Origin of the sequence: Alloalcanivorax marinus (assembly GCF_016906305.1) — a bacterium.
GTDB classification, from domain to species: Bacteria; Pseudomonadota; Gammaproteobacteria; order Pseudomonadales; family Alcanivoracaceae; genus Alloalcanivorax; species Alloalcanivorax marinus.
Window position 1 is genome coordinate 78,680 of the sequence record NZ_JADDOL010000002.1, and the last position, 15,300, is coordinate 93,979.

The following is a 15,300-nucleotide window of genomic DNA, read 5'->3' on the forward strand; positions in this document are numbered from 1 at the left end:
CCTTCAGCGAATTTTCAGGGTCGCGAGACCCACCAGTACGAGAATCACGGTGATGATCCAGAACCGCACGATGATCTTCGGCTCCGGCCACCCTTTCAGTTCAAAGTGGTGATGAATCGGCGCCATGCGGAAAATGCGCCGGCCGGTGAGCTTGAACGACGCCACCTGCAGCATCACCGACACGGTTTCCATCACGAACACGCCGCCCATGATGAACAGCACGATTTCCTGGCGGACGATCACCGCCATCACGCCCAGCACCGCGCCCAGGGACAGGGCGCCCACGTCGCCCATGAACACCTGCGCCGGGTAGGCGTTGAACCACAGGAAGCCCAGGCCGGCGCCGCACAGGCCGGCGACGATCACCACCAGCTCGCCGGCCCCGGCGATATAGGGAATCTGCAGATAGGTGGCGAATTCCGCGTGGCCGCTGGCGTAGGCGAAGATGCCCAGCGCCGCCGCCACCAGCACGGTGGGCATGATCGCCAGGCCGTCCAGGCCGTCGGTGAGGTTGACCGCGTTGGAGGCGCCGGTGATCACGAAATAGGTGAGCACCACGTAGAACAGGCCCATGTTGAGCGCCACGGTCTTGAAGAACGGCACGATCAGCTGGGTTTCCGCCGGGCTCTGGGCGGTGAAATACAGGGCCAGGCCGGCGCCCAGGGCGCCCACCGACTGCCAGAAGTATTTCCAGCGGGCCGGCAGGCCGCGCGGATTCTTCTCCACCACCTTGCGCCAGTCGTCCACCCAGCCCACGGCGCCGAACACGGTCAGCACCGCCAGGGTGATCCACACGAAGCGGTTGCCCAGGTCGGCCCACAGCAGGGTGGCGATGGCGATGGACACCAGAATCAGGCCACCGCCCATGGTCGGCGTGCCGGCCTTGCTCAGATGGCTTTTCGGACCGTCGTCGCGGATCGCCTGGCCGACCTGCTTTTCCTGCAGCTTGCGGATCATCACCGGGCCGATCCAGAACGCCAGGAACAGCGCGGTCAGCACCGCCAGAATGGCGCGCAGCGTAATGTACTGGAACACCGTGAAGCCGTTGTAGAGTCCGCTCAGTTGTTCCGCCAGCCAAAGCAGCATCAGTGCTGTCCCCCCTCAGTATTGGTGAGCCGTTGCACCACCTGCTCCATGCGGGCGAAACGCGACCCCTTGACCAGCACCGTGCCGCCGGCGGCCAGAATGACCTTTGCCTCGCGGGCGGCCTGGTCGTGGTTGTCCACCGGCCGGGCGCCATCGCCGAAGCCGCGCGCGGCGGATTCGGCGCCGGGCACCGTGATCAGTGTGTCGAGACCGGCCAGACGGGCGTCCTCGCCCAGTTCGCCGATCAGTTTTTCCGTGTCCGGGCCGAGTTCGCCGATCGGTCCCAGCACCAGGGCTCGCGGCGCCGGACGCTGCGCCAGCCAGGCGATGGCGGCGCGCACCGAGCCCGGGTTGGCGTTGTAGGTATCGTCCACCAGGGTGCCGCCCTCGACGGTCAGCACATTCATACGCCCGGGCACCGGCTTGAGCTGTTCCAGACGCGGCACCACCTTGGCCAGGTCCTCGCCCAGCGCCTGCACCGCGGCCAGCGCCAGCAGGGCGTTGCCGACCTGGTGGGCGCCCACCAGCGGCAGCCGCACGTTCAGCCCCAGGGGCTGCAGCAGGAAGTCGGCGCCCTGCTCGTCCAGCCGCACCGACTCGGCGTGGAGATCGCAGCCCGTCGGGTTGCGCACGCCCACGCGCCGCACCCGCAGACCCTGCTCGGTGGCGCGCTCGGCGAAGAAGTCCGCGTAATGGTCGTCGTTGTTGACGATGGCGGTGGCGCCCTCGGCGCAGCCGGTGAAAATTTCGGCCTTGGCCCGGGCGATGCCGTCCATGCTGCCGAAACCTTCCAGGTGCGCGCCGGTCACGTTGGTGATCAACGCCACCTGCGGCTTCACCAGGGACACGGTCCAGGCGATCTCGCCGGGGGCGTTGGCGCCCAGCTCGATCACCGCGCGGCGGTGTTCCGGGCCCAGACGCAGCAGCGTCAGCGGCACGCCGATGTCGTTGTTCAGGTTGCCCCGGGTGGCCAGGGTGCCCTCGCCCAGCAGCACGGCGGTCATTTCCTTCACCGTGGTCTTGCCGGCATTGCCGGTCACCGCCACCCGCGGAATCGGGAAGCGCGCGGCCTGGCCGGCGGCGATCCGCCCCAGGGCCTGGCGGCCATCGGCGACGCGCACCTGACGATCGAACAGGTCCTGGTCGCGCTCCACCACCACCGCCCGGGCGCCGGTGGCAAGGGCCTGCTCCAGGAAGTCGTGGCCGTCGAAGCGGTCGCCGCGCAGGGCCACGAACAGGCTGCCGTCGACCAGGGCGCGGGTGTCCGTGCTCACCGCGCTGATTTCCAGGTCATCGCCGCGCAGCTCGCCGCCGGTCCAGTCGCGAATGTCGCTCAAACGCATCATGACGCCCCTCCCCGGCCCCACAGAGCCAGCGCGTCGCGGGCCAGCTCGCGGTCGTCCAGGGGCAGGCGTTCGCCCTGGATTTCCTGATAGTCCTCGTGCCCCTTGCCGGCCACCAGCACCACGTCGCCGGCCTCGGCGCCGGTCACCGCGCGGCGCACCGCTTCGGCGCGGTCCACGCGGGTGTCCATGGCCGCCGGCGCCCGGGCGCCGGCCAGCATGGCGTCGAGAATCGCCTGCGGGTCCTCGCTGCGCGGGTTGTCGCTGGTCAGGATCACCCGATCCGCGCCGGCCTCGGCCACGGCGGCCATCAGCGGGCGCTTGCCGGTGTCGCGGTCGCCGCCGCAACCGACCACGCAATGCAGGCGGCCCTGGAAATGCTCGCGCACCGCCGCCAGGGCTTTTTCCAGGCCATCCGGGGTGTGCGCGTAATCGATGATCACCGTGGGCTTGCCCGGCTCCACGATGGGCTGCATGCGGCCCGGCACCGGGGTCACCGCCGCCAGGGCGCTCTGCAGACGCTCCGGCGTGACGCCGAAACCGTGCAGCACGCCGGCCACGGCCATCAGGTTGCTGCGGTTGAAGGCTCCGAACAGTGGCACGGACACGTTCACCGCCTCACCGCCCACGGTGAAGCGCAGATCCATGCCCCGGGGGTGCGGCTGGCAGGCCACGCAACGCACCGTGGCACCGGGTCCGGCGCCGAAGGTGATGCAGCGCACGCCGTCATTGAGCCGCGCCAGCAGCGTCTGGGACGCCGGGTCGTCGTCGTTGATCACCGCCTGACTCAGGTTCGGGCGGGTGAACAGGGCGACTTTGGCCAGCAGATAACTGTCCATGTCGCCGTGGTAATCCAGATGATCGCGGCTCAGGTTGCTGAATACGGCGGCGCGGATCGGGGTGTCGCCCAGCCGGTGCTGATCCAGTGCGTGGGAGGACACTTCCATGGCCACCGCATCGGCGCCGTCCTGGAGCAGATCGCGCAAACCCTGCTGCAGGCCGATGGGGTCCGGCGTGGTGTGGCCGGTGCTCCGCTCGTGGCCCTTGAGGCCCACGCCCAGGGTGCCCATCAGGCCACAGTGGAAACCCAGGGCGTCCAGGGCGTCGCGCAGGAACCAGGTAATGCTGGTCTTGCCGTTGGTGCCGGTAACGCCGATCACCTTTAGCCGCCGGCCGGGCTGGTCGTAGAAACGGGCCGCCAGCACGCCCACCTGCCGGCGCAGGTCCGGGATCACCAGGTGCGCCACCGGCGCGGTGGCGCGCACCGCGAAGGTGTCGCCTTCTTCCAGCACGGTGGCGGCGCCGGCACGGACGGCGGCGTCGATAAAGCGGCGGCCATCGGTCTGATGGCCGGGCACCGCCAGAAACAGGTCGCCGCGCTGCACCGCGCGGCTGTCCAGGCGCAGGGCCGGCACCGGCCGGTCGCGCAGGGCCGCCGGCAGCGGGCAATCGGGCAGCAGCTGGCTCAGGGTGCTCATGAGCGGCCCTCCCCGTCCAGATCGCCGGCGATCAGACCGTCGGTCTTGTCCGGCGGCACGTGCAGGGTACGCAGCACGCCGCCGACGATGGCGGAGAACACCGGCGCCGCCACCAGGCCGCCGTAGTAGGCCTTGCCGCGCGGATCGTCGATCACCACCACCGCGGCGATGCGCGGGTTGGAGGCCGGGGCGATGCCGGCGAACAAACCGATGTAGCGGTCGTCGGCGTAGCCGTGGCGGGTAATCTTGTGCACCGTGCCGGTCTTGCCCGCCACCTGATAACCGGGAATGCGGGCGCGGCTGGCGGTGCCTTCCAGGCTGACCACGGTTTCCAGCATGCGCACCAGGGAGTCGGCGGTGTCGGCGGCGATCACCGCCTCGCCCTTGGGCGGCGTGTCCACCTTGACCAGGGACAGCGGCACCCTGCGGCCGTGGTTGGCCATGATCGCGTAGGCCTGGGCCAGCTGCAGCGCGGACACGCTGACGCCGTAGCCGTAGGACAGCGCCGCCCGTTCCACGTCGCGCCAGCGGGCGCGCAGCGGCAGCATGCCGTCGCTCTCGCCGGGAAAGGCGATGCCGGTGGGCTGGCCGAAGCCGAAGCGCTCCAGATAGCTGGGCAGTACCTGCGGCTCCATGGACAGGGCCAGCTTGCTGGTGCCCACGTTGGAGCTCTTGGTGAGCACCGTGGTCACGTCGATGACGCCGTAATCGCGGTGGTCACGGATGGTCTTGGGCCCCACGCGCAGATAACCGGGGTGGGTGTTGATCACCGTGGTCGGCGTTACCAGCCCCTGCTCCAGGGCGGCGGCCACGGTGAACGGCTTCATGGTGGAGCCGGGCTCGAACAGGTCGGTGACCGCCCGGTTGCGCAGGCTGGCGGTGTCCAGATTGCCCCGGTTATTGGGGTTGTAGGCCGGCTGATTGACCATCGCCAGGATTTCGCCGGTTTTTACATCCAGCACCACCGCGGAGCCGCCGGCGGCCTGGAAGCGGCGGGTGGCGGCCAGCAGTTCCTTGTAGGCCAGGTACTGCAGGCGCAGGTCCAGGCTCAGGGTCACGTCCTGGCCGGGGGCGGCCGGTTCCAGTACCTCGATGTCCTGGATCACCCGGCCCAGCAGATCGCGCACCACCTGCTTGCGGCCGGCCTTGCCGGACAGGCGATCCTCGAACGCCAGCTCCACGCCTTCCTGGCCGCGCTCGTCGATGTCGGTGAAACCCACCACGTGGCTGGTCACCTCGCCGGCCGGGTAGTAACGGCGGTACTCGGTGAGCCGGTGAATACCGGGGATACCCTTATCCAGGATGGTGGCGGCCTGCTCCGGCGCCAGGCCCCGGGCCAGGTAAATGAATTCCTTGCTCTTGTGGCGCTCGATGCGCTGGGCGAAGTCGGCCCGGCTGATGATCGGGTTGTTGCCCAGCAGCGCCCATTTCTCGGGGTGTTCCAGGGCCTCGCTGGGGTTGGCCCACAGGGTGATCACCGGGGTGCTGACGGCCAGCGGCCGGCCTTCGCGGTCGCGAATCACGCCACGGTGGGCGGCCACCGGCTCCATCCGCAGATTGCGGATCTCGCCCTGGTGGGCGAGAAAGTCGTGCTCGACCACCTGCAGCTGCACCGCCCGCGCCACCAGCACCGAGCCGCACAGCGCCCAGAAGCCCAGCACGAAGCGCCAGCGCAGCGTCCGGTTGGCTTGCCGTTTGGCCTTTTGTGACGTTCGGCGCGCCCCTTTCATGGCCGTATCAACACTCGCTCGTCGGTTTCCGGTAATTTCATGCCCAGCTCCTCACGAGCCAGGCGCTCCACCCGGGCGTAACTGCCCCAGGTACTGTGTTCCAGCAGAAGCTGACCCCAGCGGGTTTCCAGCGCCGCCTGCTCGCTGAGCAGTTGCTGGGTGCGGTCGGTGAGACGGCGCGCCTCGTGGACGCTGTAGGCCACGCCCAGGGCCGAGGCCACCACCATCAACAACAGCAACGGCGCCAGCCAGCGGGCGCTCATGCCACCTTCTCCGCCACCCTCAGCACGGCGCTGCGGCTGCGCGCGTTAACGCGCACTTCCGCCTCGCCGGCGCGCAGCGCCTTGCCCAGCGGCCGCAGCCGCTCGGGCGGCTCGTCCATCATCGGCAGGCCGCCCCGGCCCTTCGGGGCCAGGCCGGAGTGATCGCGAATAAAACGCTTCACCAGCCGGTCTTCCAGGGAATGGAAGCTGATAATGGCGAGACGCCCGCCGATGGCGAGCGTCTCAAGGGCCTGGTCCAGCACGTTGCGTAAGGCGTCCAGTTCCCCGTTTATATGAATACGCAGGGCCTGGAAGCTGCGCGTGGCCGGGTGCTTGCCCGGCTCCCCGCGTCCCAGGGCCGATTCAATCAGGGCCGCCAGCTCGCCGGTGGTGCGCAGCGGCTGCTGTTCGCGGCGCTCGCAGATGCGGCGGGCGATGCGGCGCGATTTACGTTCCTCGCCGTACTGATACAGCACGTCGGCGATGGCCTTCTCGTCGGCGCGGGCCAGCCAGTCGGCCACGCTCTCGCCGTGCTCCGGGTCCATGCGCATGTCCAGGGGACCGTCGCGCAGGAAGCTGAACCCGCGAGAGGCGTCGTCCAGCTGCGGCGACGACACGCCCAGATCCAGCAACAGGCCATCGATGGCCCGCCCCTCGGCGGCCACCAGTTCCGGCAGACAATCAAAACGGGCCCGGTGAATGCGGAAACGACCGTCCTCGGCGGCCAGCCGTTCGCCGGTGGCCACCGCCTGCGGATCCCGGTCGACCCCCACCAGGCGGGCGGCGGCATCGAGACGGGCCAGCAGCGCGCGGCTGTGACCGCCGCGCCCGAAGGTGCCGTCCACGTAAAAACCGTCCGCGCGGGTGGGCCACATTTCCAGTACCTCCTCCAGCATCACCGGCTGGTGCTCGTACTGCTTATTGTCGTCGCTCATACCCGCCGCCCTAACGACCCTAGAAGGACAGGGCCTGCACGCTTTCGGGCATGGCCTCCTGATCCAGGCTCTGTTGTTCCAGTTGGTTCCAGGTGTCCTCGGCCCAGATCTCAAAACGGTGCATCAAGCCCACCAGCATGGCGCGCTTTTCCAGACCGACCACGTCCCGCAATTCCGGCGGTACCAGCAGCCGGCCGTTACCGTCCATTTCCATTTCCGCGGCCTGACCCAGAAAGCGGCGCTTGAGGGCGCGTACCTGGGCGTGGGCATCGCTCTGGCTCGCCACCTGACGGGCGATATCCCGCCATTCCGGGGCGGGGTACATCACCAGGCAGGCGTCATAAGGGTGTTGTGTAAGCACGAGGCGGCCGCCGCAAGCGCTGTTCAGCGACTCACGGTATCGGGTCGGCACGGTCAGCCGACCTTTTGCATCCAGATTGAGCGCGGTACGCCCGTTGAACACTGGCCTTCCCCTCTCTCGGGTTGAGTGCGGATCCTTCCCACTTCATGCCACCGGATGAATGTTTTTCTCCACTTCATCCCACTTTTCACCACATTGCGACACTCTAGGTCCACGGGATTCGGCAAGTCAAGCTCGGCGGGATCGGCGAATGTAAAAGAAAATCTTTGAAAATCAGTTTGTTAGCTGCGTCACAGAGGGGGCGGGGAGGGTGTTGACGGAGGAGTTCTGAACGGAATCAAACGCCTGAGCGGCGTTTCCAAGAAACCACTTTAAGTATTAGATTATTTTGTTATATAAACTTATTCAGGAATAACTTTTTATAGTTATTCCGGGTAAGCACTGACTCGCGGCGGAAGCCGGTACTGGCGGGGCTCCATCAAATCCGGACCGCATTCCAGGTGCTCCAGCCAGTCGAGGAAGCGGGATACGGTCCCCGGCTGGTCGAAGTAGCCGCCGTGCTGGGGCACGATCATCGCCGGCGCCAGTTCGCGCACCATCCGCACCCACAACCGGCAGGCCCGGTTGCCGGCCATGTAGCGCCGATGGAAGCCGGCCATGGCGGGAACGTGGTCCTCGAAACGGGCCACCGCGCCCTCCTCGCCGTCCAGGGAAGCGCCGATATCACCGGAAAACAGGATACGGCTGATCGGATCAAAGAAGCTGAAGTTGCCCACCGAATGCAGAAAGTGGGCCGGCAGGGCCCACAGTTCGGTATCACCGAACGGCAGCCGGGCGCCTTCGTCGGGCAGCGCCAGAATGCGCGCCTGCCATTGCTCCCCCACCCGGCTGGTCACGAAGGTGGACGCCAGGTGGGGCAGGAACCGGGACCACAGTTTCGACACCGCCACCTTGCAATCCGAATGCAGCATCCAGCGCGGCAGCGAGGCGATGATGTCCGGGTCCTGGTGGGAGGCGAGAATATAGTCCAGGGACTTGAGGTCCAGGTGACGGCTCAGTTCGATGGTCAGCGGCGTGAAGGTGAGATCGCCGCCGGGATCAATCAGGGCGCCGTGGCGGCCGTGGCGGATGGCGAACTGGTTGGCCTGAATGCCCTCGCCTTTCACCAGGTCCGCGTAGCGCACCACCCGGTGGTCCTCGTTCTCGAACAGAATATCCGCTTTGGCCATGAGTCCCCGATCCCCCCGTTGGTCTGTGGCGGAGGATAGCCGCCGACGGCGGCCGGCGGACTGATCGGGGTCAAGGTTCGATGTTTGGGTGGACCGGTCGATAAGCCGGGTTCTGTCGTGGGCAGCCATTCATCTGGGACCCGCGTCACCGCGGGCCTCAAGCGACCTACCCGGATCCAGCGCGGGCCACGCCATGGGATCCCTATTTGGTCTTGCTCCGGGTGGGGTTTACCCTGCCACCGCTGTTACCAGCGGCGCGGTGCGCTCTTACCGCACCTTTTCACCCTTACCGGTTTCCGAAGAAGCCGGCGGTCTGTTTTCTGCGGCACTTGCCGTGACCGCGCCGTCGCCAGCGCGGCCCCCAGGCGTTACCTGGCACCCTGCCCTATGGAGCCCGGACTTTCCTCCAGCGGCGCGAAGCCACCAGCGGCTGCCTGACCGGTCCGGCGCGGAGCATAGCACGATCCAGCCGCCCGGTAGGAGCGGTCGTTTCGACCGCGATCCGGCGCATCAGTCCGCCGGGGTGGTCCATCGCGGTGTGAGCACCGCTCTTACAGGGTTTCCAGATAGCTGTAGAGCGCCTGCCGCTTGAGGCCGGTGTGGGCCGCCAGGATACGCGCCGCCCGGGACAGGGGCAGTTCCTCCAGCAGCGCCCGGGCCAGGGCCCGGTCACGTTCGTCCAGCGCCTCGCCCCGCGCCGCCGGGCCCAGCACCAGCACCAGCTCGCCGCGCCGCTGGTCCTTATCCGCGCTCACCCACGCCAGAATGTCGGCCACCGGTCCCCGGCGCACGGTTTCAAAGCGTTTGGTCAGTTCCCGGCACAGGGTCAGTTCCCGGTCCGCGGCGACCTTGGGCGCCAGCGCCTCCAGCAACGACAGCACCCGGTGCGGCGCCTCGTAGATCAGGGTGGTGACGTCGCTGCCCGCCAGCCGCTCCAGGGCCCGCTCCCGGGCGGCGCCCTTGGCGGGCAGGAAGCCCTCGAACAGAAACCGGTCGCTGGGCTGGCCGGACACCGCCAGCGCCGCCAGCAACGCGGAGGCACCGGGCACCGGCACCACCGTCACGCCGGCGTCCTGGCAGGCACGCACCAGCCGATAACCGGGATCGCTGACCAGCGGCGTGCCGGCGTCGCTGATCAGGGCGCCCTGATCCCCTTCCGACAGCCGCTTGACCAGCTCCGGGGTGCGCTGCGCCTCATTGTGGTCGTGGTAGCTGATCAGCCGGGTGCCGACGCCGATATGGTCCATCAGCGCCTGGCTGTGGCGGGTATCCTCGGCGGCGATCCAGTCCACCTCGCCCAGCACCGCCAGCGCCCGGCGGGTGATGTCGTCGAGGTGACCGATGGGGGTACTGACCACATACAGGGTGCCGCTCATCAACAGTTCCAGAAGTTGTGTAAAAGTTGGCGGCCGTCAGGGTGATTCAGGCGCCGCAAACCGCCTACAATACCGGCACCGTTCCCGTAGTCGCAAAGGGTTGCCCCACCGCCATGGATTTTCGACCGGCTCGTCTGGCCGCGATGGCACTGATTGTGTTCGTCGCCGGCTGTCAGTTACCCGCCCCCCAGGGCACCACTTCCGACCGGGACCGGGCCGCCCCCGCCCGGGAAGCCCCGCAACAGGTCGCCGACGCCAACCAGCGGCTGACGCAGCTGGCCGAGCCGGTGCGCACCGACACCGCCCTGGCCTGGGCCCGCTATTATCTGATCAACGACCGCGCCGCCGACGCCGGCGCCCTGCTCGACCAGGTGGACGACGGCAACGCCCAGACCCAGGACCAGCGCTACCACTGGCTGCGGCTGCGCACCCAGGCGCTGCTCGCCGGGCAGCACCCCCAGCGGGCGCTGGATCTGCTCGACCAGCGCCAGGCCACCCTCAATGGTTTCGACGCCGGCCGCCAGGCGCGCATGAAACTGCTGCGTGCCGACGCCCTGGCCCTGGACGGCCGGCTGCTGGACAGCCTGCGTGAGCGCGTCGCCGTGGACGCCCTGCTCGACAGCGACGACCAACGCTACAACCGCAAGCTCACCTGGGAAGCGCTGATGAGTCTGCCCCTGGAAGAGCTGGAGACCCGCTCCGAGGAGGCCACCGGCGATCTGCGCGGCTGGATGGAACTGGCGCTGCTGTACCGGGACCCGCAGGCCAATATCGATGCCCAGGTGGAACGTCTGCAAGCGTGGCGGGAGACCTGGCCCAACCATCCGGCCGCCCGCCAGCTGCCGGAAATGGTCGGCGCCCTGCAACAGGCCGCCCGCGAGCGGCCCCAGCGGGTGGCGGTGCTGCTGCCGGAAAGCGGCCCCCTGGCCCCGGCCGCGGAAGCCATCCGCGACGGCTTGATGACCGCGTTCTACAGTGCCGAGCAGGCCGGCAACCCGACGCCGGACCTGCGCTTCTACGACGTCAGTGGCGCCGACATGGCCAGCCTGCTGCAGCGCGCCGTGGACGACGGCGCCCAGTTCGTGATCGGCCCGCTGGCCAAGGACAAGGTGGCGGACCTGGCCGCCCTGGGCACCCCGCCGGTGACCGTGCTGGCGCTCAATTATCTGGATCAGGACAGCCGCCAGGCGCCGCTGTTCCAGTTCGGTCTGGCGCCGGAAGACGAGGCCCGGCAAATCGCCGACCAGGCCTGGCGCGAAGGTCACCGGCAGGCCGGCGTATTGTACCCGGACAGCGAATGGGGCCGCCGCGTGGGCGAGGCCTTCATCACCGCCTGGCAGGACCGGGGCGGCCAGGTCACGGTGGAAAGCGCCTTCCACGACGACGAACTGGGCGACACCGTGAAAAACCTGATGGACAGCGCCCGCCGCGACGACGGCAGCGCCGGCCGGCGCGCGGAATATCAGCCCAGCCGTGGCGACAACATGAGCTTCCTGTTCATGGTCGCCAACCCCAACCAGGGCCGCCAGCTCAAGCCGCTGCTCAACTTCCATTACGCGCGCAATCTGCCGGTGTACGCCACCTCCTACATTTACGACGGCACCCCGGCGCCGCGCCGGGATCAGGATCTGGACGGCGTGCGCTTCGTGGACATGCCGTGGATTCTTTATCAGGATACCCGTCTGCACCAGCTGGCCCGGGAAACCTGGCCGGAGGGCCACGGTCGCTACAACCGGCTGTTCGCCATGGGCGTGGACGCCTACCGGCTGCAGGCGCGGCTGTACCTGCTGCGCACCGTGGCCGGCAGCGACCTGCCCGGCGTCACCGGCAATCTGCATCTGGACGGGGCCCGGCTGGTGCGCGAGTCCGACTGGGCGGAATTCCGCCGCGGCCAGCCGCAACCGCTGCCCCGCTTCGGCGGCGGCGCCACGCTGGAGAACAACCGCTTCGATTGAGGGAACATCACCATTCTTTCCAGGGGGGAAAGAGGCCATGGAAGGCAACAACAGGGATTGGCGCAGGCAACGGGGCCTGCGCGCCGAGCGCCGCGTGCTCGACTGGCTGCGCGAGCGCGGGCTGACACCGCTGGCGGCCAACTACCGCTGCCGGCTGGGGGAAGTGGATCTGATCATGGAGCACGGCGACACCCTGGTGTTCGTGGAGGTGCGCTGGCGGGCCGGGCGCGGCTACGGCGGCGCCCTGGCTTCCGTGGACACCCGCAAGCAGCGCCGCCTGACCCGCGCGGCGCGCCATTTTCTCGGACGCCACCCGCTTCAGGCCCGCCGGCCCTGCCGCTTCGACGTGGTGGGCCTGGAACCGGATGAACGGGGCGCGGTCCGCTATGATTGGATACAGAACGCTTTTTACGGAGACGGATAAATGAGTGTGGAGCGCATCAGACAATTGTTCGCCGAAAGCCTGGAAACCAAGGCCAAGGCCGGCGAGGTGCTGCCCGAGGTGATCGCCGCCGCCGGCCAGGTGATGGTGGAATGTCTGCTCAACGGCGGCAAGATTCTCACCTGCGGCAACGGCGGCTCCGCCGGCGACGCCCAGCACTTTTCCTCCGAACTGCTCAACCGGTTCGAGATGGAGCGGCCGGCCCTGCCGGCGGTGGCGCTGACCACCGATTCGTCCACGCTCACCTCGATCGCCAACGACTACAGCTACAACGAGATCTTTTCCAAGCAGGTGCGCGCCCTGGGCAACGCCGGTGACGTGCTGCTGGCGATTTCCACCAGCGGCAACTCCGCCAACGTGATCCAGGCGATCCAGGCCGCCCACGACCGGGAAATGAAAGTGGTCGCCATGACCGGCAAGGAAGGCGGCGAAATGGTGAACCTTTACGGCCCCGGGGATATCGAAGTGCGCGTGCCGGCGACCTCCACCGCCCGTATCCAGGAGGTGCATTTGCTGGTGATCCACGCGCTTTGCGATTTCATCGACCAACAACTGTTTGGAGGCCCGTAATGCGTCACCTCGGGTTGATGGCCCTGCTGGCCACCCTGCTGCTGTCCGGCTGCGCCGCCCTGACCAAGAACATGTCCCAGGAACCGGTGGACGCCGACCACGGCTCGCGCACCTTCGGCGCCTTCGTCGAGGACGGCAACATCGAGCGCAAGATCAAGATCAACCTGGCCCGCACCAGCGCCGAGCTGGACGAAAGCCACATCGTGGTGGTGAGCTTCAACGGCAATGTGCTGCTGGCCGGCGAAGTGGCCAGCGATGACCTGCGCGTGCAGGCCGGCAACATCGCCGACCAGGTCCGCCATGTGCGCCACGTTCACAATGAACTGAAAGTGTCCGGCAAGACCGGCACCCTGGCGCGCACCAACGACACCTGGCTGACCACCAAGGTGAAAAGCCGGCTGCTCACCCACAGCGAGACGCCGGGCTGGCGCACCAAGGTGGTGACGGTGAACGGCGTGGTCTATCTGATGGGCCTGCTCAGCCGCGCCGAAGCGGATTCGGTGGTGGCCCAGGTGCAGCAGGTGGGCGGCGTGCAGAAGATCGTCAAGATCATCGAATACATCGACTGATCGCGGCCGAAGCCGCTCCTGCCAAACCCGCGATGGTGTGCAGGAGCGGCTTCAGCCGCGATTCGGGCAGGGATCGCTCAACCAGCCCGATACCGATCCAGGGCGTCCAAACCGTCCAGCGGCCCGATACCAGGGGCATCCCCCAGGCTGGCCATTCCCTCTTCCACCCGATTGAGCGCGCCGGCCAGTTCCGTGCGCAGCGGATTGGAGTTGGCGTCCACCTCCAGGGCCCCGTCACCGCCCACCGCCGCCAGCAGATGGCCCGAGGCCAGCAGGCCGATGCCGCCGCCCAGATAATGCGGGAAATAGCGCAGCCCGGCGTCGTTGATGGCCTTCGCCAGCGGCAGCCCGCGACTCAGACCGCCCCACTTGGCCACGTCCGGCTGCAGGATCGACAACGCGCCGCTGTCGATGGCCTCGCGGAAACGCTCCTCGCCCATCAGGTTCTCGCCGGCGGACACCGGAATGTCGGTGAGCGCCGCCAGCGCCCGCCAGTCGGACCAGGGCGCGGTGCACAGCAGCGGCTCCTCGATCCATTTCAGCCCCAGCCGATTCAGCGCCGGCAATTGCTCCCGGGCCTGCTCCAGGGTCCAGCCCTGGTTCACGTCCACCATCAACGAGGCCTGCTCACCCAGGGTGTCTCGCAGCGCCGCCAGGTTGGCCAGATCGCGCTCCGCGCCAAAGCCGATCTTCAGTTTGAAGCGGGTGTAGCCTTGCGCCGCCCGCGCCGCCGCCAGCCGCTCCGGGGCAGTGGGGTTGAGGCCGCTGGCGTACACCGGAATACGGTCCGTGTCGCCGCCCAGGTAGCGCCACAGCGGCTGGCCGGCCCGGCGCGCGCACAGGTCCCACAGCGCCAGATCAATGCCGGACAGACACTGGGCGAACGGCCCGGGCTCGGCGGATTGCAGCGCCAGCACGCGGGTGCCCGCCTCCAGGGCCTGGTAAGCCGCCGCCGGCGATTCGAACTCCCGGTCCACCAGTTGCGCGCGGAACACGCTCTCCACCAGCCGCGCCCGGTGCTCGGCGCCCACCATGGGGAAGTTGCACCAGATCTCGCCCCAGCCCTGATGGCCGTCCTGGTCGGTGACCCGCACCACCACCATGGGCCGGTCCAGCATGATGCCGAAGGACGTCTGCACCGGGGTGTCCAGGGGGCAGCGGTACACGAAGGTGTCGAGGGCGCGAACGGCGACCGGGTGGTTCATGCTTTCAGGTCCATTTCCAGATGAATGTAGTCGCCGCGGTAGGTGGCCTCGGCGACGTAAATGATGGTGTTGTCGGCGTCCACCAGCACCCGTCGCACATTGGCGATCGGATCGCCCAGGGGCATGTCCAGCAGCCGCGCCACTTCCAGGTCCGCCTTGGCGATGGTGATGCTCTGCTTGGCCTGGGCCACGGTCAGGTCCAGGGACATCAGCACCGGCAGAATGATCTCGTCGCGGAAACGCTGCTCCGCTTTCTCGAACACCGTTTTTTCCAGGTAGATGGAAATCACGCAGTACTTCACCCCCTGGCGGGCGTGCACCCGGCGCAGGTGGTGGTAGTGGGCCGCCGGGGTACCGTCGGCGTCGGTGAGGCGGGGCGGCGTGCTGGAATCGGAAATATTGGTGACCACCGGTGTGTCGCCGCGATAGGCCTCCACCAGCGCCTGCAGGGTGGTTTCCACCTTCACCGGATGCTCGCCGGCGCCGCCCTTGAGCACCAGGGTACCGACGCCGCGCTGCACCTGGATCAGCCCGGAACGGGCCAGCAACTGCAGGGCCTGGCGCACCGTCACCCGGGACACCGAGAACTCCTTCATCAACACTTCGATGGGCGGCAGCAGGCTCCCTTCCGCCCACACGCCCCGACCGATCCGATAGCGGATAATGTCCGCCACCTGTACGTACAGCGGTATCGGGCTCCCGTTCAGCAGCCCGCGGTCATCGTTGTGATCAGCCATCCATTCCCTTCCCTTCGCTTC

Annotated in this window: 15 protein-coding genes and 1 other RNA gene; 4 read left to right on the forward strand and 12 right to left on the reverse strand. The window is 68.0% G+C overall.

Annotated elements, in window-relative coordinates:
- Positions 1-3 precede the first annotated feature (3 nt).
- From mraY to rsmI, 10 genes are all read right to left on the reverse strand, one after another.
- Positions 4-1,086 (reverse strand): phospho-N-acetylmuramoyl-pentapeptide-transferase, encoded by a 1,083-nt coding sequence (gene mraY, locus IM760_RS01950; protein ID WP_204426881.1) that lies wholly within the window; start codon positions 1,084-1,086, stop codon positions 4-6.
- Entirely contained in the window at positions 1,086-2,432 is a 1,347-nt protein-coding gene (locus IM760_RS01955; protein ID WP_204426882.1) for a UDP-N-acetylmuramoyl-tripeptide--D-alanyl-D-alanine ligase, read from the reverse strand. Before IM760_RS01955 ends, mraY begins: the two co-directional genes overlap by 1 nt.
- The gene (locus IM760_RS01960) at positions 2,429-3,907 is read right to left on the reverse strand and encodes a UDP-N-acetylmuramoyl-L-alanyl-D-glutamate--2,6-diaminopimelate ligase (protein ID WP_204426883.1); all 1,479 of its coding nucleotides are present in this window, start codon (positions 3,905-3,907) and stop codon (positions 2,429-2,431) included. Before IM760_RS01960 ends, IM760_RS01955 begins: the two co-directional genes overlap by 4 nt.
- Positions 3,904-5,637: a peptidoglycan D,D-transpeptidase FtsI family protein gene (locus tag IM760_RS01965; RefSeq protein ID WP_204426884.1), complete on the reverse strand. Its 1,734-nt coding sequence runs from the start codon at positions 5,635-5,637 to the stop codon at positions 3,904-3,906. The genes IM760_RS01960 and IM760_RS01965 overlap by 4 nt, the downstream gene beginning before the upstream one ends.
- The gene (gene ftsL / locus IM760_RS01970) at positions 5,634-5,900 is read right to left on the reverse strand and encodes a cell division protein FtsL (protein ID WP_204426885.1); all 267 of its coding nucleotides are present in this window, start codon (positions 5,898-5,900) and stop codon (positions 5,634-5,636) included. Before ftsL ends, IM760_RS01965 begins: the two co-directional genes overlap by 4 nt.
- Positions 5,897-6,835 carry a 16S rRNA (cytosine(1402)-N(4))-methyltransferase RsmH gene (gene rsmH / locus IM760_RS01975; protein ID WP_204426886.1) on the reverse strand — a complete coding sequence of 313 codons (939 nt, stop codon included), beginning with the start codon at positions 6,833-6,835 and terminating at the stop codon, positions 5,897-5,899. The genes ftsL and rsmH overlap by 4 nt, the downstream gene beginning before the upstream one ends.
- 19 nt (positions 6,836-6,854) lie before the next feature.
- Entirely contained in the window at positions 6,855-7,298 is a 444-nt protein-coding gene (gene mraZ, locus IM760_RS01980) for a division/cell wall cluster transcriptional repressor MraZ (RefSeq protein WP_204426887.1), read from the reverse strand.
- A 323-nt stretch (positions 7,299-7,621) separates the two neighbouring features.
- Entirely contained in the window at positions 7,622-8,425 is an 804-nt protein-coding gene (locus tag IM760_RS01985; protein ID WP_204426888.1) for an oxygen-binding di-iron domain-containing protein, read from the reverse strand.
- Positions 8,426-8,510: 85 nt separating this feature from the next.
- Positions 8,511-8,871, reverse strand: an RNA gene (gene rnpB / locus IM760_RS01990) — RNase P RNA component class A.
- A gap of 105 nt (positions 8,872-8,976) precedes the next feature.
- Positions 8,977-9,801, reverse strand: coding sequence for a 16S rRNA (cytidine(1402)-2'-O)-methyltransferase (gene rsmI / locus IM760_RS01995; protein ID WP_204426889.1), 825 nt, complete (start codon positions 9,799-9,801; stop codon positions 8,977-8,979).
- A gap of 143 nt (positions 9,802-9,944) precedes the next feature.
- Between rsmI and IM760_RS02000 the strand changes: the two genes are divergently transcribed.
- Genes IM760_RS02000 through IM760_RS02015 form a run of 4 tightly spaced genes read left to right on the forward strand, consistent with a single transcriptional unit; the run spans position 9,945 to position 13,337 of the window.
- The gene (locus IM760_RS02000) at positions 9,945-11,756 is read left to right on the forward strand and encodes a penicillin-binding protein activator (protein WP_239549555.1); all 1,812 of its coding nucleotides are present in this window, start codon (positions 9,945-9,947) and stop codon (positions 11,754-11,756) included.
- A 37-nt stretch (positions 11,757-11,793) separates the two neighbouring features.
- Entirely contained in the window at positions 11,794-12,180 is a 387-nt protein-coding gene (locus IM760_RS02005) for a YraN family protein (RefSeq protein WP_204426891.1), read from the forward strand.
- The gene (locus tag IM760_RS02010; protein ID WP_204426892.1) at positions 12,181-12,768 is read left to right on the forward strand and encodes a phosphoheptose isomerase; all 588 of its coding nucleotides are present in this window, start codon (positions 12,181-12,183) and stop codon (positions 12,766-12,768) included.
- The gene (locus tag IM760_RS02015) at positions 12,768-13,337 is read left to right on the forward strand and encodes a BON domain-containing protein (RefSeq protein WP_204426893.1); all 570 of its coding nucleotides are present in this window, start codon (positions 12,768-12,770) and stop codon (positions 13,335-13,337) included. The genes IM760_RS02010 and IM760_RS02015 overlap by 1 nt, the downstream gene beginning before the upstream one ends.
- 77 nt (positions 13,338-13,414) lie before the next feature.
- Here IM760_RS02015 and IM760_RS02020 read toward each other — a convergent pair whose 3' ends face one another.
- Together IM760_RS02020 and IM760_RS02025 are read right to left on the reverse strand one after the other, a co-directional pair.
- A complete protein-coding gene (locus IM760_RS02020) occupies positions 13,415-14,542 on the reverse strand; it encodes a mandelate racemase/muconate lactonizing enzyme family protein (protein ID WP_204426894.1) in 1,128 nt (375 codons plus the stop codon).
- On the reverse strand, positions 14,539-15,279 hold the full coding sequence (locus IM760_RS02025; RefSeq protein WP_204426895.1) for a GntR family transcriptional regulator: 741 nt from the start codon (positions 15,277-15,279) through the stop codon (positions 14,539-14,541). The genes IM760_RS02020 and IM760_RS02025 overlap by 4 nt, the downstream gene beginning before the upstream one ends.
- Positions 15,280-15,300: the final 21 nt, after the last annotated feature.